A 21955-nucleotide genomic window follows, 5' to 3' on the forward strand; every position below is an offset into this window, starting at 1 on the left:
CCATAGCCGAGAGCGCCGCCACCCCCGCCCCCACCCAGGAGCAGTTCGGTTGAACCGATCGAGATCGTTGAAGTGCCAGCCCCATTGCCGTTGCCTCCGCCACCCCCGCCACCTCCCGCCGTCCCCCCGAGCCTCCCGGATTTCCGCCCGCAACACCTTGTCCGTCGCTGCCGTTAAATGTGTCGAAAAAGCTCCCGGCAACGCCGCTTGCACCACCTCCTCCACCATTGGCACCCGCGGCTCCGCCCCCCCCTCCACTGCCAAAGCCGCCCCTTGCGACGCTGCTGCCGGCGCCACCATCGCCGGTGATGGTGCCGCTGCCGAGGTCACCGGCGCCTCCGGCTCCGCCTTGGGCACCGTCCCCACCTTTTCCGCCGTCACCCCCGCCGGCGGCGCCGCCGCCACCGCCGCCCGTACCTGTACTGTCGCTTCCATTGGCGCCGGTGTATCCTTGCCCTCCGGCCGTGCCACTAGCACCCGCGCCGCCGTCCGCCCGTGCCACAGATGGCGAGAACGTCAGCACGACCGGTGCAGCCATGGCGGCCCCCAGCGCGCTCGCGCATAGAAGACGGGTCAGAAGGGCCACGCGTGGACCGTCAGCTTGCCGAGGGCGGGTGAGATTGCGTGACGGCACCCGATGCGTCGGTTGCGAGACGGCAAGGGGGGCGCCCAGGCGCAGGATCTTTTCCTTACCCTTCTTGATGAGTTCAGTGGTTTCTTTCCGGCCCATGTCAATCCCATCGTGTCCGGCACAACCCGATTGCGCTGGAATCTCTCCAGCCTGCAGCATCCCGCGAAAGCCCGGCTCGCGATATCGTTGAAACTAGCTATGCCGGGGCTCAAGGCGGTTCGTCGCCTGCGGCAATGTCGAACCGCCTATCTCCTCGTTTTCACGCGAGTGCGAGCGGAAAACCGTTCATGCCATTCCTGGAATTGCGTCGGCGGGCACATGCAGGGCCAGCACGGTTTCGCCGCGCCGCGACCGCGTGTCGAGCGTGCCGCCCAGCCGTCCGGCCCGCGCCCGCATCGAGCGCAGGCCGGTGCCCGGGACGGGCGCCTCCGAGGCGGCATCGAAGCCGACGCCGTCGTCGTGGATCATCAGGCTCAGCGTCTCGCCGCGCCGGTGCAGGTCGATGACGACGCAGCTTGCCTGGCTGTGCTTGAGCACGTTGGTCAGGCCCTCCTGCAGGATGCGGACGAGATCGAGGCTTCGCGCGAGCGACAGGTGGCAGTCCTCCAGCCCGGTCAGGTTCCACACGCAATCGATGTCGCGGCTTTCACATGCCAGCGTGTGGCGGCGGCGCAGCGGTGCGATCCACTCGGCCAGAGACTGGCCGCCCGTCTGGTCGTCGGCGGCGGTGTCGATGATCACCCGCAACTCGTCGCGCAGTTCCTTGAGGACGGACAGGAAGGGATCGGCCGGCAGGTTCTGCGGCGCATGTTCCAGCATGGCGATCGAATTGACCAGGGTGCCACCCATGCCGTCGTGCAGATTGTGCGAAAGGGACACGCGCTCGGCCAGCCTGGTGTTGGCCAAAATGACCTCATGCTGCTGATGCAGCGTGAGGGCGAGTTCTTTCCTGGCGGTTTCGATCTTGGCCGTGAGCTCATCGTTGAACCCCTCGATGCGGCGCATGTTGGCGACGAAGTTCCAGGCCAGCACCAGCGCCATGCCGACCATCTGGAACTGGGATGTCAGCGTGACGTAGTAGACATTGCCAAGAAGTATGCCGAGATAGGTCATCAGGTCATGCAGGATGGCCACGATGGTGAACGCGTTGACGATATGGAGGACGATGTGGTCCAGGCGAGCGCTGCGCCAGGTCAGGCCGATCGACAGGAAACAGGCGCCGATATAAAGCAGCGACCAGGACAAGGCCAGCAGGTTGAGCATCGGGCCGAGCTGGGAATGCGGCGTGGCAAACAGGGCTGCGGCGCCGATCGCCAGCGCGGTCCATAGCACGGCTTCCCCTCGGGGAAAGCGGCGCTCGGCAAAGCGGATGACAAACAGCACGAAGGCGGCGGCCATGACCATGAAGGAGAGCATGATGAAACGCTGCCATGTGTCGGTCGCCCCGAACGGCCAAGGGCTCGTCACCACGAAATTGAGCGAATAGCAAAACCACGCAATCGTCATCAGGGCGAACCAGCCATAGGCCTTCAGGCTTCGGCGCAGCAGCCAGACGACGAAAAAGAAGGTGCCAAGCGCCGCGGTGACGCCGAGATAGAAGACCGGCAGCTCGCGGCGAATCCAGAATTGCTGGACAAAATGAGCACGCGTCGCCGAAGGCGGGCCGATCAGGACCGGACCAAGGCCTGGCTGGTATGGCGCCAGGCCCGAGACCCTGATCAGCAGCGTGTTGGTGCCGGCATGCAGAACCGGGGCCGCGAGCTGCCAGTAGCGGGGCACGTTCCATGAGCGCGTCAACGGCTCGACGAGGAATTCGTCGCGGCCGAGTTCCGCGCCGTTGACCGAGATCGATCCGGCCAGTGTCCAGTAGTTCAGCGCGAGGCCCAGCGGTTCGGCCGCGTCGGGCCTGTCGAAGGTGAGGCGATACCAGACCACGCCGTCGAAACCGGGCCAGCGCGTCGTCCAGTCGTCGGGCAAGGTCACGCTGGTCCAGCCGGTGGCCGGCGGCGCGGCGGCGTCCCAGCCGGATCTCACGGCCTCGATCGTCTTGAACGGCACGGCCCCGCCGGCGGCAAAGGCGATGCCGCCCGGCACGAGGAGCAGGAATATCAGGGCAAGAAGCCTTGCGACCGCGCCTCGAAGATCGCTTCCGTCCGGGATTTGACCGACAGCTTCTTGTAGATGTTGCGAATGTGGCATTCGACCGTGAACCTGGAGAGGGAAAGGACTCCCGAAATCTCTCGATTGGTAAGCCCCTTGGCAACGAGGTTGAGGATCTCGATCTCGCGCGGCGTCAAGGGAGGCGGCGGCGCAAGCGCGGGCTTGCCGCGCCCCGGCCTGTCGGTGGAAGGACGGGCACGCCCGGTCGGCGCCGGCGCCGACACCAGTTCCAGGATGCGCCGGGCGATGAAGGGATCGATCGGCGCGCCGCCGCGGATGGTGCTGTGGATCGAAAGCGAAAGCTCGATGTCGTCGCGCTCCTTCAGGAGGTAGCCGGTCGCGCCGGCACGTAGGGCCTCGAGGATGGTGTTTTCGTTGCTCCAGGCCGAGATGACGAGGATCGGCAGCGCCGCGTCATGCTCGTGCAGGGAGCCGATAAGGTCGATGCCGTTGCCATCGGGCAGGCCGACATCGACCAGCGCCATGGCAAAGGGCTGGTCGACGAGCAGGGTCCTGGCCTGCGCGATCGACCCGGCGAAAAACAGCTCCTCCTGAGCATAGCCAAGGCCCTTCAGGATCGAGCGCAACCGCACCTGCATCATCGGCTCGTCCTCGACGACAAGCAGCGGGCTCGGCAGCAGTGCTTCCGATGGGGGCAGGTCGATGGCGGGATATTCCTTGTACGACATGAACCTCGACGCGAATGGCGGCTTTCACCGGTAGCAGCCGGGGCGGAAAATACCCAGCCGATCGTACCAGTCTGCCATGGATCGGTTGACGCCGACATAGCTGGGATCAGGTAGAGCGAGCCGGGGATGGGCCGTTTGTAACAGGGGCCATGTAGCGGACCCGTTTCGCGACATCCAACGGTTGCCTCCATGCCCGATCCTGCTGCAATCGGAGGAGAGACAATGCGTCAACATCTGCTGAACGGTTGGCTCGTGGCAGCCCTGGTCGCGACGACATGCCTGCTCGGCGTGACCGCTTACGCGGAGGTGAAGGAAGATATCTCGCGCAGTGCCTGCACGCATGGGGAACAGGCTCCCGGCGAGCAGGGCGCACGGTGTGATACCTGTGCCGCCGCGCGATGCGATGTCCGCACATCAGGAGCCTGAGCGGCAGCCGTCAGGGGACTGCATGAGCGGCAATCCACCAGCCAAAACGGCCCGTGCATTCGGGCAACGACCCGCGCAGCCCATAGAATCTCCGATCAGACAAGCCGAAGGTGGTGTGTGCCTAATCCCTTGCGGCGCAAGGGTTTCAGGCGTGCGTGACGTCGAATTTTTCGCGCGCCGCCTTGACGCGCATGGTGTTCGCGCGCGCCCATTCGCTCAGTGCGCTGACGGGGATCAGCAGCTCGTGGCCGAGCTCGGTCAGCTCATAATCGACGCGCGGCGGAATGGTTGGAAACACGGTGCGGGTGACGAAGCCGTCACGCTCCAGGCCGCGCAAGGTGGTGGTCAGCATTTTCTGCGAGATGCCGCCGACGGCGGCGCGCAATTCATTGAAACGCATCGGTCCGTCGCCCAGCTTGCCGACGACCAGAACAGTCCATTTGTCGCCGACGCGCTGCAGGATTTCCGAGATGGCGCGGCAGTCTTCGGAGCGGTGTGGGTGCCTCGGTAACAAAAAAGTGCCTTCTTGTGCATCGCGTTTGCAGTATCTCATATAGCGCAGGTATCCAAATGATACCAGTACTTCGTGCAAGGAGAGCCCTTATGTCCAAACCCAAAATTGCCATCGTCGTCGGATCGACGCGCGCCGCTCGTTTCGCCGATGTGCCAACCCAGTGGATCGCCAAAATCGCCAAGTCGCATGCCGACATCGATGTCGAGATCGTCGACCTGCGCGACTTCCCGCTGCCGTTCTTCGACGAGGTCGCATCCTCCGCCTGGGCGCCGTCGCAGAACGAAGTGGCACAGCGCTGGCAGAAGAAGGTCGCCGAATTCGACGGCTTCATCTTCACCGCCGCCGAATACAATCATGGCCCGACGGCCGTGCTGAAGAACGCCATCGACTACGCCGCCAATGAATGGAACAAGAAGCCGGCCGGCTTCGTCGGTTATGGCAGCGTCGGCGGCTCGCGTGCCGTCGAACAGCTTAGACTGTATGCCGTCGAATTGCAGATGGCGCCGGTCAAGTCGGCCGTCCATATCGCCTGGGGCGATTTCCTCGCCGTCCGCCAGGGCGAGAAGAAGCTGGAAGACCTGGAGCATCTGAACCAGGCCGCCACGGCGCTGGTCAACGATGTTGCGTGGTGGGCCAAGGTTCTCAAGGCAGCGCGTCAGGCCGACGCCGTTGCCGAGGAAGTCAAGGCGGCCTGACCGCCAATTCGAATTATCCTCCCAAGGATCCGGGGGCGGCGTCTTGCGCCGCCCTTTTTCAATTATAGCGGCTCGAATTGAAAGCTGGCGCCGGATCGGACGACGCGGCCGACACCGGGCGAATCCAGATGCGCGCCGGCGACGAAACAATGATCGTCGGCTGCAAGCGCCAGCAACCGCAACCGGCTTTCGCGCGCCTGGTCCTGATCGGCGTCGAATTCCCATGTCACCTCAGGTCGATCGAACTGAAGCGATGGGACGTGAACGGTGTCGCCCCAGATCAAAATGCGTTCGCCGCCGGCAGAAACACGAAAGCAGCTGTGTCCCGCTTCATGGCCATGAGCGCCGACAATGTCGACATGTGTCCCGATACGGTCTCCGGCTTCGAAGGGTTCCGCCGTGCCGTGAAATCGTTCGAGCCGCGCTTCGGCGCGAAAAAAGCCGAGTTCTTCCCCGGGAACGAGCAAGCGCGCCAGACGCGGGAAAGCGTCGCGGCCGTCGGCAAGCACAAGACCATGGATGTGGTCGAGATGCGTGTGGGTGAAGCAGACGGTACGGACTCGTCCTGCATCGATGCCAGCTTCGTCCAGCGCCTCGGGAAGTCGGCCCATGGTGGGATGCCAGGCGTTCGAGGCGCCGGTATCGATCAAGATGATCCCGTTTCCATCGTCAATCGCGAAGGCATTGACGGAAAGCCTGAGTTGACCACCAACCAACGCGACTTGTTGCGGCAATTCATCGCCAAATGGCTTGTCGCCGCGTTGCCGAAGCCGTCCGATCGGCATGTCGACATAGCCATCGCGCAAGGAGGTGATGCGCAAGTCACCAAGATCGTAGGTCTGATAAAGGTCGCCCGAAGCTATGCGGTGCATTTTCCGATCCGTTCTGTGGACAATCGACAACCTGCGACGGGCAACCCGCGTCGCCCCGTCAATTCGATTTATGCTATTTGTGCAGGCGTCGCCTGCCTCGGCCGTATGATGCAGTCTGCGAGGCGGTTCGTCTCGTTCAACTCGTCGGCGTGGTGCTGGCCCCATTGGCAGAGCGCCAGCAGGATCGGCTCGAGGCTGAGGCCGAGGTGCGTCGCCGAGTATTCGACGCGCGATGGCACTTCGGCGAAGATTTCACGGCTGACCAGGCCGTGCTCTTCCATTTCGCGCAGCTGCTGGATCAGCACTTTCTGGGTGATGCCCGGCATCAGCGTCTTGAGCGCCGACAGGCGCCGGGGACCATCGAAGAGATGGTAGAGGATAACCGCCTTCCAGCGACCGGCGATCACTTTCAGCGCCCGTTCCGCCGGCAGCATCGGCAGTCTTTTGATCGGCATTCTCTTGGGATCTGGCATGGTCACCTCCTGGTCAGCAGGGGACAAATGAGTGTGTAGTCGAGGCTCCGCAGATAGTGGCAAACCGCTGCCGATGCCAGTGCTATCGGAGCTTGCCATGAAAGCCATTCAACTCAGCCGCTTCGGCGGTCCCGAGGTGCTGGAGGTGGTCGATCTGCCGGCGCCGGTGCCGCAGGCCGGCGAGGTGCTGATCCGTGTCCATGCCGCCGGGATCAACTTCTTCGAAGTGCTGATGCGCGCGAACCGCTACGCGGTAACGCCGCAACTGCCGATGATCCCGGGCGCCGAGGCGGCGGGTGTCGTCGAGGCCGTCGGGCAAGGTGTGGATGCACAATTGCTGGGTCGCCGCGTGGCCGCGCCTTTGTTCATGTCGCAGCGTCCCCACAGCGGCTATGCGGAGCAGGTGACGATGTCAGCCGACCTCGTCGTGCCGCTGCCAGATGCGCTGCCGTTCGAGGCTGCCACGGCGCTGATGGTGCAGGGGCTGACGGCCCTTCATCTGCTTCGGCAAAGCCCGCCCGATGACAAGGCGGTGCTGGTGCCGGCCGCATCGGGCGGTGTGGGAACGCTGCTTGTCCAATTGGCCAGGCTGAAGGGCGCACGCCAGGTGATCGCGGCCGCAGGCGGCAAAACCAAGTTGGATTTCGCCTTGTCGCTCGGCGCCGATGCCGCAGTCGACTATACCAAGCCGGACTGGCCCGCTCGCGTCCGCGACCTCACCGGCGGGGAGGGCGCCAACATCATCTACGACACAGTCGGCGGTGCGCTCACCGCTGCCTTGCTTGAGGCCTTGGCGCCTGGCGGCGAACTGGTGTTTGCTGCGCTCGGGCGCTTTGGCCTCGCTGCCTTCGATCTGGAGCAGTTGATCGGCCGCAACCAGTCACTCAGGGGTTTCGCGCTGCTGCCGCTGCTGTCTGCCGATGTGCTGAAAGCCAGCCTGTCCGAACTGTTCCAAATGGCGGCAGGCGGCCAACTGCAGGTCACGATCGGCGGCAGATTCCGGCTCGACCAGGCCGGCGAAGCGCACCGGTTGCTGGATGAGCGCCGGTCGACCGGGAAGGTGGTACTGATACCCTGATATGGCGATAGCCGCGAACACGACGCCAATCGGGGTTGGACTGCTACATCGACGGGACTGCCATCTGGTCGCGCCCTGTGGCCTGATATATCCGGCTGCAATCCGTCACATGAGTGAAGCCGTGAAGACATCCAGCCTGACCGGCGCCGTTTCCCCGATGATCCCGGTGCTCGTTTGCGCGCTTGCGATCTTCCTGCTGTCCGGGATGGATGCGGCGATGAAGATCCTGGTCATCGCGGTCGGCGTCTACAACACCTTGCTGTGGCGCAGCATGGTCGCGACCGTGGTCGCGGGCGTGGCCTGGTTGGCGGGACCGCGCCTAACGCCAACCGTTCCGGTGCTGAGGCTGCATGCGCTGCGTGCCGCGATTGTCGGCATCGTCCTGATATCCTTCTTCTGGGGCTTGGCCAGGCTGCCGCTCGCGGAGGCGATCGGGCTCAGTTTCGTGGCGCCCTTGTTTGCCCTGTTTCTCGCCGCGCTGCTGCTGGGCGAACGGATCCGGCGCCAGGCTGTGTGGGCATCTTTGGCGGCATTGCCGGTGTCGCCATCATCATGGCCGGCCAGTTCGGGAAGGCAGACTATTCGCAAGATGCCATGCTCGGCACGGCAGCGGTGCTCGTGTCGACGGTGTTCTACGGCTACAATCTGATCCTCGCCCGGCAACAGGCGCAGTTGGCCAAGCCCATCGAGATCATGCTGTTCCAGAACCTTTGCGTTGCCATCCTCCTCGGTCTCGCAGCACCCTGGCTTGCCGTCGCCCTACCGAGCAATCTTTGGCTTCCTTTGGCCGGGGTGACGGTGCTGTCGCTTGCCGGGCAGTTCCTGATGAGCTGGTCCTACGCCCGCGCCGAAGCGCAATATCTGATCCCGACGGAATACTCGGCCTTTATCTGGGCGGTCGCGCTCGGCTGGTTCTTCTTCGGCGAGGAGGCGACCTGGACCACCTTGACCGGAGCGTGCCTGATCGTCGCCGGCTGCCTGATCGCCGCGCGGGCCAATCCCAGGCTTGCCGAGCCCATCGAAGTGGCGGTTTGAGCGCCGACGTTCAGCGCCCGGCAGGTTCGCGAAATACCCCAGTCTCCACCTCGTGGATGAAGTGAGCGATGAGAGCCGCGCATTGGCGATGATGCGTTTCGAGAAGCATGTGTCCGCTCTCAAAGACATGGATTTCGACTGCGTCGAGGTCGCGGCTGTAGGCCATGATCTCGTCCAGCGCGAAGAAGGCGTCGTGCCGTCCCCACAGCACGAGGCATGCTGGCTGTTGGTCGCGGAGATAGGCCTGGATGGCCGGGAAGCGGGCGATGTGCGAGCCATAATCGGTGAAGAGTTCGAACTGAATGTCGGTGTTGCCGGGCCTCGCCAGACGCTCCGTATCGAGATACCAACCCTCGGGCGGAAACAACACCTTCAGACGCTCGGGGAGACCGCCGATATATTGGTTCCGGGTCCCCTCGAAATTCATCCAGTCCGGCAGTTTGGCGCGGTTTTCTTCAGTCGGTTCGGCGAAGAACGCCTTCGGCGCGTCCCATTCCGGTCCCAGCCCCTCGTCATGAGCGTTGCTGTCCTGCGCGATCAGGCCGAGGATGCGATCCGGCCGCCGTGTGGCGAGATGATAGCCGACGGGCGTGCCGAAGTCAGTGATGTAGAGGAAGAATCGCTGGAGGCCGAGGGCCTCGATGAAGGCTTCGATCGTGTTGGCCAGGTTCTCGAACGTGTAGTCATAGGCATCGATGGAAGGGGCGGACGAAAAGCCGAAACCGGGCAGATCCGGCGCCACCACATAGGCTGTCTCCGCCAGCGGTTCGATGACATTTCGATAGACGTGCGACGAAGTCGGATACCCGTGCAGCAGCAGGATTGCCGGCCTGCCCGGGTCGCCGGCATGACGATAGAAGATGTCGAGGCCGTCGACATTGATGGTCTGGTGGCGGGTCTTGTAACGATTGCTGCACATCCTCTCTCTCCAGGCTCTCGCGCCGATCTGGGGTGGCTTTGACACCGTATATCGGTGTGATAGTGATTCATCTTGTAACCGTATAATGCAAGTAATGAGGTTATGTTCCGTGAGCCATGCACACACCGAATGGGTGCCGGATCACTTCATAGGCGGGCATCCCGCTTTGGACCTGTCGAACGCCGTGTTCGACCGGCGGGTGCCAGCAGCTGATAATGAACTGTTTAAGTCCGTCCGGGATGTTGCGAACTGGTTCAACGCCTCAGGGCTTGCCGACGATCGCCAGGCGCAGGCCGTCGCCGAGATAGCGGATGGGCGGTTCGTGGAACGGGTCCGCGAAGTGCGGGAGGCGTCATTTCAGGTTTTCGAGTCAATCGCCGCCGGCAAACCGTCCGCGGTCGAACCGCTAGATCATTTCACCGTTTCACGGAAACGGCGAGCTGCTCTAACTCTTTGTTTTGACGCAATCCCGGACGGAAAACCGCTTCACACTTTTCCTGGAATTGCTCTAGGCGTGTTATTCTCGCGCACGGCAAGCTCGCTTGCCGCCGGCTCTATCGAGCTGGATCGCACCAGACCGAAGCTTGCCCTTGCCCGGTGGCGGGACCCGGATGCCGTCACCGCCTTGCTGGCCATGCTGTCCATCGAAGCGTTCTTCACCCTGCCGCGCGACAGGCTGCATTCCTGCCCTCGCTGTGGCTGGCTTTTCCTCGATACGTCGCGAGGCGGCAAGCGGCGCTGGTGCAGCATGCGCACCTGCGGTAACCGCGAGAAGGTCTCGCGCCACCGAGATCATGCCCATGCCTAGATCCGGGTTAGCGCACCACTTCGCCTTTGCCACGGGCAGGCCGGATGCCGGCGCGTCACTCCGGAAGACCGGCCTTGCGAAAACCATCGACGAAATGCTCGAGCGTAGCGGCGTCGCGGAATGGCTCGGTCGTCGCCCAGTGATGGGTTGTGAAATGCGGGTTGCCGACGAGAAACAGCTCGGCCTCCGCGCGCGCCTCGTCCAGCCGGCCGAGTTGCGCCAGGCTTGCCGCCAGGAAACGGCGTGAGCTTGTGCGATAGGTCTCGTCACGGCGCAACGTCTCGATAGCGGCTTGATAGTCGCGCGCCGCATATTGCGCCTGGCCGAGCGTCAGATAGTACCAGCTCGCCGGAAACGGGTTCAGCCGGAACGCCTTGCGAATGTGCTCAAGGCCCTCTTCGACCCGGCCGGCCAGAACCGCGATGTCGGACAATGCAGCCCAGGTGTCGGCCTCGTTCGGGTCGAGCTCGATCGCCTTGGCGAATTCGGCATCCGCCTCGGCGAAGCTGCGCTCATAGGCAAGCAGGTAGGCCAGGATCCAGCGACAGCCAGCATCGTTGGGATCGATCGCCACAGCCTTGCGCGCCAGCTCCAAGGCAACGCTGCGGGCAGCTTCGGTTGGTCCGCCCCAATGCACCTGTCCCATCCAGTGGTTCATGGCAAGCCAGCGATAGGGCTCGGCGTATCCGGGATCGAGCGACACCGCGCGCGTCAGCATCAGATGCGCTTCCTGCGCCATCTGCGGCGAGTCGTCGATCAGCTTGCGCGCCCGCACGCAGAGATCGTAAGCCTCGAGATTGCTGGGCCGGTTGCGCGGCGGCAGCGTGCGCAGACGGCCAAGCAATGCCTCCACGATCTTGGCCGTCACCTCGTCCTGAACGGCAAAGATGTCGTCCAGGCCGCGATCGAAGCGTTCCGCCCACAGATGATCGCCGCTCACTGCGTCAACCAGCTGTGCGTTGATGCGCACGCGCCCCGCGGCGCGTCTTGCGCTGCCTTCCAGCAGGTAGCGCACGCCAAGGTCCCCGGCGATCTCGCGCACGTCCATCGCTTTTCCCTTGTAGGCAAAGGTCGAGTTGCGGGCGATGACGAACAGGCCGGAGATCCTGGACAGGTCGGTGATCAGGTCTTCAGTCAACCCGTCCACGAAGGAATCCTGCTCGGGATCGTTGCTGAAATTTACGAAGGGCAGCACGGCTATCGATGGTTTGTCGGGCAGCGGCAAGGGTTTTCGCTTGGCCTGGCCGAGCTGTTCGACGGCCCCCGTGAAACGGTAGCCGACGCGCGGAACGGTGGATATCCATTCGCCGTTCTCGCCGACAGGACCAAGCAGCTTGCGCAACTGCGCGATCTGGACGGTGAGGTTGCCTTCCTCCACGGCCGTGCCCGGCCATGCAGCGTCCATCAACTCGGCCTTTCCCAAGATTTCACCGGGCCGCCCGACGAGTGCTGCAAGCAGGCTCAACCCGCGATAGCCAACGGCAACGGGGACGTCGTTCCGAAGCAGCGTTCCCGCACCCGGATCAAGCACGAACGGACCAAAGGCAAAACGCGATCCCATAGACGCATCTATAGAGCAATTCCAGGAAAAGTGTGAAGCGGTTTTCTGTTCGGAATTGCGTCAAAACAAAGGGTTAGAGTAGGTTACCGGTTCCGTGAACCGGTGAACTGCTCTAGCTCGTTTGGAAGTTTTGAGAACTATTTGGGAGGGCTTAATTACGGCGCCGTCCGTATCCTGCAGAATTCAACCTCATCGAGAGCCCTAGGCCCTCAAACCATATGGAGGTTGCCATGACCAATACACTTGCATCAGCCCAGCGTTGTGCAGCGCGACCGGGAACGCCCGTGCGGCCGGCATCGCGCCGGCTCCTGAAGACCCTGCGAAGCATCATAGCGAGCTGGCACGATCGGACCTGGCGCGAACGGATACGCTTTCGCTGGCAACTCAGGCAGATGTCGAAGGACAATCCGCATCTGATCGACGATATCGGCCTGACGATAGAGCAGGTCGAGGGAGAGATCGCCAAGTCCTTCTGGGAACGATAGAGCGAATGCCGCAATTGCTCGGGCGTCAGCGCACCGCCTCGCGATGGGCGCCTGCCAGGCGGGATGCGGCGGCCGTCGAGATCGCCACCTCGAAGCGCCAGCCCTGCGCGTCGACGCATTCGCCAGTCGCCGGCATGATGCATGTGCGCCAGCACATAGCCGGCGACGGAGCCCGGTGATGGGAGAATGCCGGCCGTTGTGGCGGTGCGAAACGGTAGTACTCGTCATGGACCAGCACCATCGGAACGCCTTTAATCTCGACAGGACATCGAGCGCGTCGCACCCCTGAAGCGTGTCCCGTACGAACGGGTTCAGGCGACCCGTTTTAGGTCCTCGTTTTTATGCATGTTGTTCTCCCAAATCGAGGTCGCTTTGGGCGACATGCATCAGAGGGCATCCATATGTACGCCATTGGCAATCTGAGTGCAGCCGGGCAGGCCGAATTGCTCGGCCCACAGACATAGTGAACCTGCTGCTGCGTTGAGCGCCGCGCCGCGTTCTGTCAGCGAATAGACTACCTTCGCTGGAACCACGGAAAAAACTTTACGGTCGACAAGGCGTCGGCCTCCAGTTCTCGCAATTGTTGCGCCAGCATCTTTTCGCTGATGCCAGAAAGCGCCTGTTTCAATCGACCAAATCTGCGCGACGCCGTTCCGAGCTCGCAAAGGATATCTACTTTCCACTTTCCTTCGACCATCCTGACGGCCGCTGCAAAGCCATTGTCCGCGGAATTGTTCATCGCGCGTTCCTTACCTTCTGGTGACCACTTACGCCCGGGTGCGTATCGCGCGCCGCTCGTTTTGACATACCTCTCAAGACGATCACAGCAAAACGCGGTCTGACGCCGCCAATTGATATGGAGTGTGGAATGAAGCTTTCAATCACGGTCATTGGAACGGGCCGTATGGGCTCGGCGCTCGCCGGCAGCCTGCTTCAGTCGGGATATCCGACGACTGTCTGGAACAGAACCAGACAGAAGACCGATCCACTCGCCAGGCTGGGCGCAATCGCCGCGTCCTCCGTGGAGGAAGCCGTGAACGCAGGCGAGATCATCATTGTGAATGTCAGCGACTATGAGGCGACAAAAGCGCTTCTCCACAGTGACGCCATCGCCTCAGCCATTCGCGGCAAGCTGATCGTGGAGTTGACTTCGGGGACGCCGAGTGGCGCACGGGAAGCCGCTGAATGGTGTACGAAGCACGGCGCAAACTACCTTGATGGCGCGATCATGGCGACGCCGGATTATATCGGCACGGACGCCGGGACCATCCTGCTTGCCGGGCCAAGGGAGGCATTCGACACGAACCGCGATGTGTTTCGCGCCTTGGGTGGCAATGTCCAGCATGTTGGCGAAGAACCAGGGCGTGCGAACGCGCTCGATAGCGCACTACTGGCTATCATGTGGGGCGCTCTGTTCGGGACGCTCCATGCGATCGCCGTGTCGCAGGCCGAAGAGATCGAACTCGGTGAACTGGCGCGGCAGTGGTCCGCGACGGCGCCGGTCATCGACGGCCTGGTGACCGACCTCATCAAGCGGACGAGCGCTGGCCGATTTGCCAGCGATAACGAAACGCTCTCGTCGATCTCGGCGCACCACGGCGCAATGCAGCATCTGTTGGAGTTGATGCAGTTCCGCGGAATCGACCGTTCAATAGTCGATGGTTATGATGCGATATTCAAACGGGCCATAGCGGCGGGCCACTTGCACGATGATTTCGCCGCGCTCTCGCATTTTCTGGCGATAGGGAAGTAGCATGCCTTTGACGCATCTCATTGATAAGTATTGTTCCTCGTGGTCCACCGAAAACGTCGAGAAGCGGCGAGTGTCGCTGCTATCGATCTTGAGCGAAGGCGCGACGTATACAGATCCAACTGTTCACGCTGTTGGTGCCGAAGAACTGCTAGCCCACATTGCAGGAATTCAGAGCAAGCATCCTGGTGCCTGCATTCTGCGGACCAGCAACGTGGATGTTCATCACGGCGTCGCGCGCTTCGCGTGGAAGTTTGTGATGCCTGACGGTTCGTCTTTACCCGAGGGCCTGGACATCGCTTTTCTAGATGAGGAGCAGAAACGGATAACGCGCATCATTGGCTTCTTCGGTTTGTTGAAACCAGTTCGACCTCTGGCAGAGGGCGGCGTCAGCTAACCGGTCAAAAGCTGACATTCGAACATGTCAGCGCACCGCCTCGCGGTGGGCGCCGGGCAGGCGGGTGGCGATCAGCTTGTCGATGCGGCGGCCGTCGAGATCGACCACCTCGAAGCGCCAGCCCTGCGCGTCGACGCATTCGCCAGTCGCCGGCAGATGGTGCATGTGCGACAGCACATAACCGGCGACGGTTTCGTAATCGCGGTTTTCCGGCAGGTCGATGCCGAGAATGTCGGCCATCTCGTCGGCCTGCATGTAGCCGGCGAGCAGCCACGAGCCGTCCTCGCGCTTGACCGCGTTCTCCTCGTCGCCGGCGTCTGTGTCCGCGCGGAACACGCCGGTGATGGCTTCCAGAATGTCGGCCGGGGTGACGATGCCTTCGAAATGGCCGTATTCGTCATGCACCAGCGCCATCGGCACGTCGGATTCCTTCAGCTTCTGTAGCACATCCAGCGCGTCGGCCTGGTCGTAGACGATGGGGGCTGCGCGAACATGCCTGCGCGGGTCGAGCACGCGGCCGGCAAGCAACGCCGCCAGCACGTCACGCGTCTGGACGACGCCGATCATGACATCGACGCCGCCGTCACCTGCCGGCAGGCGCGAATGCTGGGTTTCCATGAGCAGCTTGCGGATGGCCGCCTCGTCGGATTGCAGATTGATCCAGTCGACCTCGGTGCGCGGCGTCATCACCGCGCGCACGGCGCGGTCGCCAAGCCGCATGACGCCGGCGATCATGCGCCGCTCGTCGGATTCGATGGTGCCGTGATGCTCGGCCTCGGCGACCAGCATCTTGATCTCCTCATCGGTGACCTTCTCCTCGCTTTCGCCGCGCTGGCCGAGCAGCCACAATATGGTGCGGCCGGAGAAGTCGAGCAGGAAGACCAGCGGCGCCGAGATGGTGGCGAGGATGGTCATTGCCGGAGCGACCCTGGCGGCGACCCGCTCTGGGTCGCGCAAGGCAATCTGCTTGGGCACCAGCTCGCCGACGATCAGCGAGAAATAGGTGATGATGGCGACGACGATGCCGACGCCGAGCGGATCGGCGACGGTCTCGCGGATGCCGGTCGAGGCCAGGAACTGCGCCAGCCGTTCGCCGAGCGTGGCGCCGGAAAAGGCGCCGGAGAGGACGCCGACCAGGGTGATGCCGATCTGCACCGAGGAGAGGAACTTGCCGGGATTCGAACCAAGCTCGAGCGCGCGGCCGGCGCCATTGATGCCGCGGTCGATCATCGCTTTCAGCCGGGCCGGTCGCGACGAGACGATGGCAAGTTCGGACATCGACAGAAGGCCGTTCACACAGATGAGGACGACCACGATCGCGATTTCTACGTATAACATGAGCGGTCAATAGCATTGCGGCGCGGTCTTCGAAAATAGTCTGACGTGATTTTTGAGAAATGACCGGCATTTCGGTCACGCGGCATCCCAGGGCGGCGTCGAAAAATGTTCGACGAGGGCGTCGACGACAACCCGTACCTTTGGCGTGAGCGCGCGCGTTACCGGCCAGACGGCATGCACGACGATGTTCTCGACCAGGCAGTCCGACAGCACCATTTCGAGATCGCCGCTTTTGAGGCTGTCGGCGGCCAGCCATGTCGGCAGGAAGGCGATGCCGCAGCCGGCGAGCGCTGCATCCAGCATCGGTTCGCCATGGCCGAGAACGAGTCGCGCCTTGGGCATGAAGGTTGCGAGATGGCCGTCGGAATGCCTGATCACCCAGGGACGGACGATGCCCTCGCGACCGTAGCCAATGACGCTGTGATCGGCGAGATCCTCGACCGATTGCGGCCGGCCATGCCTGTCGAGATAGTCGGGAGCCGCGCATATGGCCGAGCGCTGGGCGTAGAGGCGCCTGGCCGCAAGCGACAGGCTGTCGTCGAGTTCGCCCATGCGGATCGCCAGGTCGATGCCCTCCTCGATCAGGTCGACGCGGCGGTCATTGAAGGAGACTTCCACCGTCAGGTCCGGAAATTCCCTCGAAATCTCGAACAGCACGGGGGCCACGCAGCGTCGGCCGAAGGCCAGCGGCACGTCGATCCGAAGCCGGCCAGACGGGACCTGCCGGCGCGAGGCAAGCAGCGACTGTGCGGCTTCGATCTCGGCAAGGGCCCGGACGCAAGCTTCATAATAGCTGACGCCTTCGCTGGTCGGACTGAGGCTGCGGGTGGTGCGGTTCAGCAAGCGAACGCCGAGTCTCTGCTCCAGCTGCGCGATCGATTTGCCGATCGCCGACTTCGTCACATGCAGCCGCTCGCCGGCGCTGGTGAAGCTGCCGGCCTCCACCGCCTGAACGAACGCGACGATGCCTTGCAGGTCGGCCGTTTCCATGGCGATTTCCTATTGTCGACTTTTAGTCCGCAATCAGTGTCAAATTATACCGCACGAAAGCACTATTTTCTATAGTCGAAAGGCATAAATGTCTCGCCTGCATCAACGCACGGAGCGCGACGCGACATGAGCACCCCAATCAACAGATCCTGGCAGATGAGCGGTTTTGGCCTGTCGAGGCTAAGCCAGGTGGAAGGCAAGGTACCCGAGCCAGGGCCGCACGATTTGCTGGTGCGGACCAAGGCCGTGTCGCTCAACTACAAGGACAAGATGATCGTAGACGGCGTGCTGGTCCCCGATCTTGCCTTTCCCTTCGTGCCGACATCCGACGCGGTGGGTGAAGTGGTGGCCGTCGGCAGTGCGGTCAGCCGCTTTCAGGTCGGCCAGCGCGTGCTCGGCCAGGTGATCGCCGATTGGCCGGATGGCGACGCACCGCCAGTGCTGCATAAGCACACGCTGGGGTCGTCGCTGTCGGGCATGCTTTCCGATCATGTCATCTTCGGCGAGGACGCCGCGGTGCTGGCGCCGCCATCGCTCGGCGACATCGAGGCCGCGACATTGCCGATCGCGGCGCTGACGGCCTGGTTCGCCATGGCCGAAGCGACCAGACCGGTGCCGGGCCAGACCATTCTGATCCAGGGCACCGGCGGCGTGTCGCTGTTTGCGCTGCAGTTCGCCACCGCGTTCGGCCTGCGCGCCATCGTCACCTCAAGCAGCGACGAAAAGCTTGAGCGGGCAAGAAAGCTCGGCGCCTGGCAAGGGATCAACTACCGCACGCAACCGGCCTGGGACGAGGCCGCGCGTGAGCTGACGAATGGGCTGGGCGTCAACCACGTGCTGGAAATGGTCGGCGGCGACAATGCACGGCGATCGCTGAACGCGCTGGCCGCCGACGGCCGGCTGTCGATCATCGGCCTACTGGGCGCGATGGAGCTCAGCTTCCCTATCGTGCCCTTCATGCGCAACCGCATCACCGTGCAGGGCCTGTCGGTCGGCCATCGCCGCGCCTTCGAACGTATGAATCAGGCGATCGAGGCGCTGGCGATCAAGCCGGTCATCGACAAGGTCTTTGGCTTCGACGAGGTGCCACAGGCCTTGCAGCATCTGGAGAAAGGGCCGTTCGGCAAGATCGTGATCACCACGAACTGACTTTTGCGATGGGTCATGGCAGCTGCTTCAACATGCCGACAATCGCCTCGCCGTCCGTGAAATAGGGATCGCCGCCGCCATTGCGGCCCGTACTGGTGGCGCCGACGCCCGATATGTCGCTGGTCGAGATCAGCGTGCCGGCGGTGGCCAGGTCGCGCATCAGGAAATCGCGCTCGGCGTCGATGTCGGGGCCGATATGGTGGGTGACGGCGCCGGTGTCGTGGCTGAGGCCGACGCCGCGATCGAAGCTGGCCGAGCCCAGCCACAGCGGCCGGCCATCGTCGCCGCTTGCCTCGGTCTGCCAGAAGCGCACATGATGCCGGCGGTCGGCGCTGAGGCCCTCCGGCTTTTCGAAGGCGAGATCCTGGGCGCGGCCATCGAACAGCAGCCTGCTGACCGGCGCATCGGGGTAGGGGTGGTCGAACAGCACGCTTTCACCGATCTCGATCGCGGTCTTCAGGGTCACGGCGTCGGCGGTGTCCCAGCCGGCGACGGCGAAGGCGTGGATTACTTCCTTTCGCGTACCGACAAGACCGACATTGATGGGATCGCCCGGAATGCCTTGCGGCGTGTGCGTCACCATCTCGAAGCTGTGCTTGCGAAAGCCGCGATCGTGAAACGTCCAGAATTCCGGTGCGGCGAAATAGGCGAGCGCCAGATAGGCGGCCAGCAAGGTCGCCACCCAGATTGCAACGCGTCGCCGAAAACTTCGCTGGCTCATGAACGCCGCCCGATCCGTGCGGTATCTTTTGCCCGAGGGACCCTGGAAATCAATGGCCAGCAGCGCGCCGCCGCTTTATCGTGGGCCATCGTTTCTTCGTGGGGGCAGCAATGGAGCGGAAGCTGGCAGGCCGCAAGCCAATGGCGTTGACCGCCGAGCTTGTCGCGCAAGTTGAGCGTGTCGAGCCTGATCCCGGGCCAGAGCCCGGAACCAGCGAGCACACCGATGCGGAGTTCGATGGCCTGGTCGAAAAGCTGCTTTCGCAGCATCGTCCCGACACGCTTTGGGTCTTTGCCTACGGGTCGTTGATCTGGAACCCCGAATTCGCCCATGTCGAGCAGCGCCCGGCCACGGCGCCGGGATGGCACCGCTCGTTTTGCCTGAAGCTGACCCGCTGGCGCGGAACCCGTGATTTGCCGGCCCTGATGCTGGCGCTCGATCGAGGCGGCAGTTGCAACGGCATCGTCTATCGGCTGCCCGCGGAAGACCATTTCGGGCAACTCGGCCAGTTGATGCGCCGCGAGATCGATGCCAACCCGCCAAACAACGTGCCATGCTGGATCAAGGTCAAGACCAAGGACGGGCCGCTGCATGCCTTGGCCTTCGTCGCCGCGCCGGATGGCAGGGCCTATGCCGGCCGGTTGCCATTGGAGCAGGTTGCCGACACTCTGGCACGGGCTGCCGGTCATTGGGGCTCTTCGGCGCAGTATTTGTTCAGGACCGTGAGCAAGCTTGAAGAGAGCGGCATCCGCGACCAGAATCTCTGGCGCATCCAGGACTTGGTCGCACGGCAAATCGCCGCTTCAACCGGTGGCGCCGACTAGGCTGATCTCTTTCTAACGACAGGCGCGATAACCGTTCTTGCGGTTCTTGATGTCGAAATGGAAATGGTTGCGGTGGTCGTAATTGTAGCCGGGGCCGAGCACGGTGGTGAAATACTGGCAGCCGTCGGCGCGTACATTGTTGAGGAAGCCCCGGGTGCGGAAGGCGAACAGGCCGGGCTTGCGCACGTCGATGTCGTCGCCATTGTTGAGTTCGATGCTCATGACGTCGAGCGCATTGCCCTTGCCGTGCTCGGACAGTACACCTTCGCCGGCAATCCTGCGGCAGGAATAGCTGGAGCCCTGGTGGATGGTCTTGACACCGGAGAAATAACGCCAGCGGGCGGAGGGGACGAGCTCGTTCTTCGTCCAGCCGGCAAAGGTGGCGGCCATGTCGCAGGTCAGGGTCGCGGCGGGTTTCATCTGGATGTTGCCGATGGCCGAAACCTTGACCGGATAATCGATGCCGCACTGGCCTTCATGGATCGGCGCCAGGTCGGTGTAGGCGACATCGAGGCGCTTCAATTGCTGCCGGCAGTCGGTTTCGCTGGCCGGCATCTGCTCGACGGGCGACATCGGCTCGTCCATGCGCGGATAAGCGGCCTGCGTCATGTATGGATTGGAAGGAACAAGCTTCTGCATGCCGGCATATTGCGGCACGGCAGCCGTCTGCGCGCCGACGTCGACGGCCGGCTGCAGCGACAGCACACTGCCGGTGTTGCAGGCGGAAAGCGCCGCCAGCGCCAGGCCGGCGGTCAGCCTTGCTGCATATTTTGACTGGCGCGCGGCGGCGAAAAACACGGCCCGAAATTTGCCGGCCATTGGCGGAATCCCGTTGATGGATATCCGGCATTTTAACGATCAAGGGTAAAGGAAAACTCAGCGTCCGCGTTCATGCCTGCGGCCGAATTGCGGCACGCGGATCATTGCGGAAGGCAATTTATCTTCGACAGGGTCGCTTGCCTAACCTATACCAATTGCTGTTGGAGGGGGAGAAATGCCAATGTGGCGTGCGATAAAACGGTTCTTCACCGCCCGTGATCTGCGTGAAGTATATGTAACTCTGCGTAGGAGCCCCTATTCGTTTGCCTTTCTTCTGAAGCTGGACAGGGACCAGCAGAAATATGTTGTGGTTCAATTCCGACATAGAAGTTTGGTCCAAGAGACTTGCAGCATGAGTATCGAAGATTTTGATGATTTTACACGTGGTGTTTTGATCATGAAGGCCGAGATCGACAAGCCGCTTCCCCCGAGCGCTATGCAATAGATATTAGCCCAACTTCCTGAGTGCGCTTCCGGCTATTGGCAGAACGTTCCGCCATGCCGTCTCGGTTCGAGATCGAGATGGAAATGCAGGGAATGATCCGGATCGGCGCCCGGACCGAGCACCGTCTTGAAGGGTCCGCAGGCGGCCTTGCGCACGGCGTTGAGGAATTTGGCGTCCTTCTCGGGCGGCGCCGGGCCGACCTCGATCTTCTTGCCGTCCGACAGCGTGAAGCTGGCGATGTCGAGTGCGTTGCCGAACGCGTGTTCCGACAGTTTTCGTGTGCCGTTGCGTGGCCGGCAGACAAAAGCCGACGCCTGGCCGATCGATTTCAGGTCCGCACCGAATTCGGCTTTCGCAGCCGGCTGGATGACATCGGCGGCAAAACGCGCCATTGCCTCGGCCATCTTGCAGTTGAGCTCGGTGGCGGGGCCGATGGCGACGGACTTTCCAAGGGTCTTCAGCACGATGGGATAGGGGATCGAACAGCCGATTTCGGCCTGGCTTTCCGCCTTGTGTTCTTCGAATTCGACGCCGAGCATCTTCAGCCGTTCGCGGCATGCGACTTCCTCGGCCGGCATTTTTTCATCGGGCATGTCGGCCGAGCGCGGGTCTGGCAGCATCTTCTCGTCGTCTGCATCGGCCGGCTTTTGCGACGGCTGCGGGCCAATGTTGGGCGGCTGAGCCTCGGGCTCCGCGATGTCGGGTTTTGGTGTCGGCGTTGGCGCGACCGCGGGCGGCTCCGGTTCGCTTTCCGTATCGGCTGAGGGTTCGGGAGCCGGCGGCTCGGGAAGTGCCTGCTTTTCCTGGCGGGATTTTTCTTCATTGGAACGGTCGGGCGCGCCGGCGGTGTTCGCAGCGTCCGCCGGGCGTGGTTCCGGCACTGGAATGGCGGGTCCGGATCCCGAAATGCCGGGTCTGGGCATCGGCACATCGGCAGGCAAGGGTAGCGGCGGCAGCGTTTTCTGCTGTGCCTGCTTCGGCGTCACCGACCGGTGTCTTCGTGGTTTCAGGCGCTTTCCGCCTCGCGGTTTAAGGGACTGTTCGGCTCTTGGTGTCAACGGCTGCTCTATCCTCGGTGTCAACGGCTCGTGATGCCGATGGCGATGTCTCGCCTCGGCCGGCATCACCAGCAAGACCGTGACGGCCATGACGAACGCGATCCTGCATATTCGGGAA

The 21955-nt window shown here is 62.9% G+C and carries 22 protein-coding genes and 2 pseudogenes; 10 read left to right on the plus strand and 14 right to left on the minus strand.

The genetic code is table 11. The features are described 5' to 3' along the window. Positions 1–916 precede the first annotated feature (916 nt). Both NKH06_RS22610 and NKH06_RS22615 read right to left on the minus strand, forming a co-directional pair. Complete coding sequence (locus tag NKH06_RS22610) at positions 917–2725, minus strand: sensor histidine kinase (protein WP_352440396.1); 1809 nt, start codon at positions 2723–2725, stop codon at positions 917–919. A gap of 14 nt (positions 2726–2739) precedes the next feature. Further along, a complete protein-coding gene (locus tag NKH06_RS22615; protein ID WP_352894051.1) occupies positions 2740–3480 on the minus strand; it encodes a LuxR C-terminal-related transcriptional regulator in 741 nt (246 codons plus the stop codon). Between the two features lie 222 nt (positions 3481–3702). On the opposite strand from NKH06_RS22615, the gene NKH06_RS22620 reads away from it, so the two are divergent. Next, positions 3703–3906: a hypothetical protein gene (locus NKH06_RS22620; RefSeq protein ID WP_081734779.1), complete on the plus strand. Its 204-nt coding sequence runs from the start codon at positions 3703–3705 to the stop codon at positions 3904–3906. A gap of 145 nt (positions 3907–4051) precedes the next feature. On the opposite strand, the gene NKH06_RS22625 is transcribed toward NKH06_RS22620, so the two are convergent. Continuing rightward, positions 4052–4420, minus strand: a complete 369-nt coding sequence (locus NKH06_RS22625) for a winged helix-turn-helix transcriptional regulator (RefSeq protein WP_164892913.1) — start codon at positions 4418–4420, stop codon at positions 4052–4054. An 89-nt stretch (positions 4421–4509) separates the two neighbouring features. Between NKH06_RS22625 and NKH06_RS22630 the strand changes: the two genes are divergently transcribed. Further along, a complete protein-coding gene (locus tag NKH06_RS22630) occupies positions 4510–5115 on the plus strand; it encodes an NADPH-dependent FMN reductase (RefSeq protein ID WP_023809763.1) in 606 nt (201 codons plus the stop codon). A gap of 62 nt (positions 5116–5177) precedes the next feature. On the opposite strand, the gene NKH06_RS22635 is transcribed toward NKH06_RS22630, so the two are convergent. Continuing rightward, positions 5178–5987 (minus strand): MBL fold metallo-hydrolase, encoded by an 810-nt coding sequence (locus NKH06_RS22635; RefSeq protein WP_352792980.1) that lies wholly within the window; start codon positions 5985–5987, stop codon positions 5178–5180. Positions 5988–6055: 68 nt separating this feature from the next. Next, on the minus strand, positions 6056–6460 hold the full coding sequence (locus NKH06_RS22640; protein WP_352894057.1) for a winged helix-turn-helix transcriptional regulator: 405 nt from the start codon (positions 6458–6460) through the stop codon (positions 6056–6058). A 97-nt stretch (positions 6461–6557) separates the two neighbouring features. On the opposite strand from NKH06_RS22640, the gene NKH06_RS22645 reads away from it, so the two are divergent. Together NKH06_RS22645 and NKH06_RS22650 are read left to right on the plus strand one after the other, a co-directional pair. Beyond that, the gene (locus NKH06_RS22645; protein ID WP_352894060.1) at positions 6558–7538 is read left to right on the plus strand and encodes a quinone oxidoreductase family protein; all 981 of its coding nucleotides are present in this window, start codon (positions 6558–6560) and stop codon (positions 7536–7538) included. 109 nt (positions 7539–7647) lie between these two features. Then, positions 7648–8573, plus strand: a pseudogene (locus NKH06_RS22650) (DMT family transporter). Between the two features lie 10 nt (positions 8574–8583). Here the strand turns inward: NKH06_RS22650 and NKH06_RS22655 are convergent. Further along, positions 8584–9492 carry an alpha/beta fold hydrolase gene (locus NKH06_RS22655; RefSeq protein WP_352610444.1) on the minus strand — a complete coding sequence of 303 codons (909 nt, stop codon included), beginning with the start codon at positions 9490–9492 and terminating at the stop codon, positions 8584–8586. A 109-nt stretch (positions 9493–9601) separates the two neighbouring features. Here NKH06_RS22655 and NKH06_RS22660 point away from each other — a divergent pair, with 109 nt between their 5' ends. Next, entirely contained in the window at positions 9602–10300 is a 699-nt protein-coding gene (locus NKH06_RS22660) for a CGNR zinc finger domain-containing protein (RefSeq protein ID WP_032908926.1), read from the plus strand. Positions 10301–10355: 55 nt separating this feature from the next. Here the strand turns inward: NKH06_RS22660 and NKH06_RS22665 are convergent, their stop codons facing one another. Beyond that, positions 10356–11861 (minus strand): winged helix-turn-helix domain-containing tetratricopeptide repeat protein, encoded by a 1506-nt coding sequence (locus tag NKH06_RS22665; protein WP_023809756.1) that lies wholly within the window; start codon positions 11859–11861, stop codon positions 10356–10358. 230 nt (positions 11862–12091) lie between these two features. Between NKH06_RS22665 and NKH06_RS22670 the strand changes: the two genes are divergently transcribed. Next, the gene (locus NKH06_RS22670; protein WP_023809755.1) at positions 12092–12346 is read left to right on the plus strand and encodes a DUF1127 domain-containing protein; all 255 of its coding nucleotides are present in this window, start codon (positions 12092–12094) and stop codon (positions 12344–12346) included. Positions 12347–12371: 25 nt separating this feature from the next. On the opposite strand, the gene NKH06_RS22675 is transcribed toward NKH06_RS22670, so the two are convergent. After that, entirely contained in the window at positions 12372–12587 is a 216-nt protein-coding gene (locus NKH06_RS22675; protein WP_352775363.1) for a hypothetical protein, read from the minus strand. 145 nt (positions 12588–12732) lie between these two features. Then, a pseudogene (locus NKH06_RS22680) lies at positions 12733–13085 on the minus strand (winged helix-turn-helix transcriptional regulator). A 129-nt stretch (positions 13086–13214) separates the two neighbouring features. Between NKH06_RS22680 and NKH06_RS22685 the strand changes: the two are divergent. Beyond that, positions 13215–14099, plus strand: a complete 885-nt coding sequence (locus NKH06_RS22685; protein ID WP_352894065.1) for an NAD(P)-dependent oxidoreductase — start codon at positions 13215–13217, stop codon at positions 14097–14099. Position 14100: 1 nt separating this feature from the next. Then, positions 14101–14493 carry a hypothetical protein gene (locus tag NKH06_RS22690; RefSeq protein WP_352610440.1) on the plus strand — a complete coding sequence of 131 codons (393 nt, stop codon included), beginning with the start codon at positions 14101–14103 and terminating at the stop codon, positions 14491–14493. A 27-nt stretch (positions 14494–14520) separates the two neighbouring features. Here the strand turns inward: NKH06_RS22690 and NKH06_RS22695 are convergent, their stop codons facing one another. Then, positions 14521–15831: a hemolysin family protein gene (locus tag NKH06_RS22695; protein WP_023809751.1), complete on the minus strand. Its 1311-nt coding sequence runs from the start codon at positions 15829–15831 to the stop codon at positions 14521–14523. A gap of 75 nt (positions 15832–15906) precedes the next feature. Then, positions 15907–16821: a LysR family transcriptional regulator gene (locus NKH06_RS22700; protein WP_023809750.1), complete on the minus strand. Its 915-nt coding sequence runs from the start codon at positions 16819–16821 to the stop codon at positions 15907–15909. Between the two features lie 126 nt (positions 16822–16947). On the opposite strand from NKH06_RS22700, the gene NKH06_RS22705 reads away from it, so the two are divergent. Further along, positions 16948–17970 (plus strand): zinc-dependent alcohol dehydrogenase family protein, encoded by a 1023-nt coding sequence (locus NKH06_RS22705; protein WP_023809749.1) that lies wholly within the window; start codon positions 16948–16950, stop codon positions 17968–17970. Positions 17971–17983: 13 nt separating this feature from the next. Here NKH06_RS22705 and NKH06_RS22710 read toward each other — a convergent pair whose 3' ends face one another. Further along, a complete protein-coding gene (locus NKH06_RS22710) occupies positions 17984–18691 on the minus strand; it encodes an LssY C-terminal domain-containing protein (RefSeq protein WP_352796008.1) in 708 nt (235 codons plus the stop codon). A 110-nt stretch (positions 18692–18801) separates the two neighbouring features. Here NKH06_RS22710 and NKH06_RS22715 point away from each other — a divergent pair, with 110 nt between their 5' ends. Then, positions 18802–19515: a gamma-glutamylcyclotransferase gene (locus tag NKH06_RS22715; RefSeq protein ID WP_352894070.1), complete on the plus strand. Its 714-nt coding sequence runs from the start codon at positions 18802–18804 to the stop codon at positions 19513–19515. A 12-nt stretch (positions 19516–19527) separates the two neighbouring features. Here NKH06_RS22715 and NKH06_RS22720 read toward each other — a convergent pair whose 3' ends face one another. Together NKH06_RS22720 and NKH06_RS22725 are read right to left on the minus strand one after the other, a co-directional pair. Beyond that, positions 19528–20334, minus strand: coding sequence for an extensin-like domain-containing protein (locus NKH06_RS22720; RefSeq protein WP_352440407.1), 807 nt, complete (start codon positions 20332–20334; stop codon positions 19528–19530). 477 nt (positions 20335–20811) lie between these two features. Further along, a complete protein-coding gene (locus NKH06_RS22725) occupies positions 20812–21849 on the minus strand; it encodes an extensin-like domain-containing protein (RefSeq protein WP_031212699.1) in 1038 nt (345 codons plus the stop codon). Positions 21850–21955 lie beyond the last annotated feature (106 nt).

Source organism: Mesorhizobium sp. M1342 (genome assembly GCF_040317955.1).
Taxonomy (GTDB): domain Bacteria; phylum Pseudomonadota; class Alphaproteobacteria; order Rhizobiales; family Rhizobiaceae; genus Mesorhizobium.

Bases quoted from the DNA above. Each gene is read 5' to 3' on its own strand.
- NKH06_RS22615 (WP_352894051.1), bottom strand. From the start codon at position 3,480: ATGTCGTACAAGGAATATCCCGCCATCGACCTGCCCCCATCGGAAGCA.
- NKH06_RS22620 (WP_081734779.1), top strand. From the start codon at position 3,703: ATGCGTCAACATCTGCTGAACGGTTGGCTCGTGGCAGCCCTGGTCGCG.
- NKH06_RS22630 (WP_023809763.1), top strand. From the start codon at position 4,510: ATGTCCAAACCCAAAATTGCCATCGTCGTCGGATCGACGCGCGCCGCT.
- NKH06_RS22635 (WP_352792980.1), bottom strand. From the start codon at position 5,987: ATGCACCGCATAGCTTCGGGCGACCTTTATCAGACCTACGATCTTGGT.
- NKH06_RS22640 (WP_352894057.1), bottom strand. From the start codon at position 6,460: ATGCCAGATCCCAAGAGAATGCCGATCAAAAGACTGCCGATGCTGCCG.
- NKH06_RS22645 (WP_352894060.1), top strand. From the start codon at position 6,558: ATGAAAGCCATTCAACTCAGCCGCTTCGGCGGTCCCGAGGTGCTGGAG.
- NKH06_RS22655 (WP_352610444.1), bottom strand. From the start codon at position 9,492: ATGTGCAGCAATCGTTACAAGACCCGCCACCAGACCATCAATGTCGAC.
- NKH06_RS22665 (WP_023809756.1), bottom strand. From the start codon at position 11,861: ATGGGATCGCGTTTTGCCTTTGGTCCGTTCGTGCTTGATCCGGGTGCG.
- NKH06_RS22670 (WP_023809755.1), top strand. From the start codon at position 12,092: ATGACCAATACACTTGCATCAGCCCAGCGTTGTGCAGCGCGACCGGGA.
- NKH06_RS22675 (WP_352775363.1), bottom strand. From the start codon at position 12,587: ATGGTGCTGGTCCATGACGAGTACTACCGTTTCGCACCGCCACAACGG.
- NKH06_RS22685 (WP_352894065.1), top strand. From the start codon at position 13,215: ATGAAGCTTTCAATCACGGTCATTGGAACGGGCCGTATGGGCTCGGCG.
- NKH06_RS22690 (WP_352610440.1), top strand. From the start codon at position 14,101: ATGCCTTTGACGCATCTCATTGATAAGTATTGTTCCTCGTGGTCCACC.
- NKH06_RS22695 (WP_023809751.1), bottom strand. From the start codon at position 15,831: ATGTTATACGTAGAAATCGCGATCGTGGTCGTCCTCATCTGTGTGAAC.
- NKH06_RS22700 (WP_023809750.1), bottom strand. From the start codon at position 16,821: ATGGAAACGGCCGACCTGCAAGGCATCGTCGCGTTCGTTCAGGCGGTG.
- NKH06_RS22705 (WP_023809749.1), top strand. From the start codon at position 16,948: ATGAGCACCCCAATCAACAGATCCTGGCAGATGAGCGGTTTTGGCCTG.
- NKH06_RS22710 (WP_352796008.1), bottom strand. From the start codon at position 18,691: ATGAGCCAGCGAAGTTTTCGGCGACGCGTTGCAATCTGGGTGGCGACC.
- NKH06_RS22715 (WP_352894070.1), top strand. From the start codon at position 18,802: ATGGAGCGGAAGCTGGCAGGCCGCAAGCCAATGGCGTTGACCGCCGAG.
- NKH06_RS22720 (WP_352440407.1), bottom strand. From the start codon at position 20,334: ATGGCCGGCAAATTTCGGGCCGTGTTTTTCGCCGCCGCGCGCCAGTCA.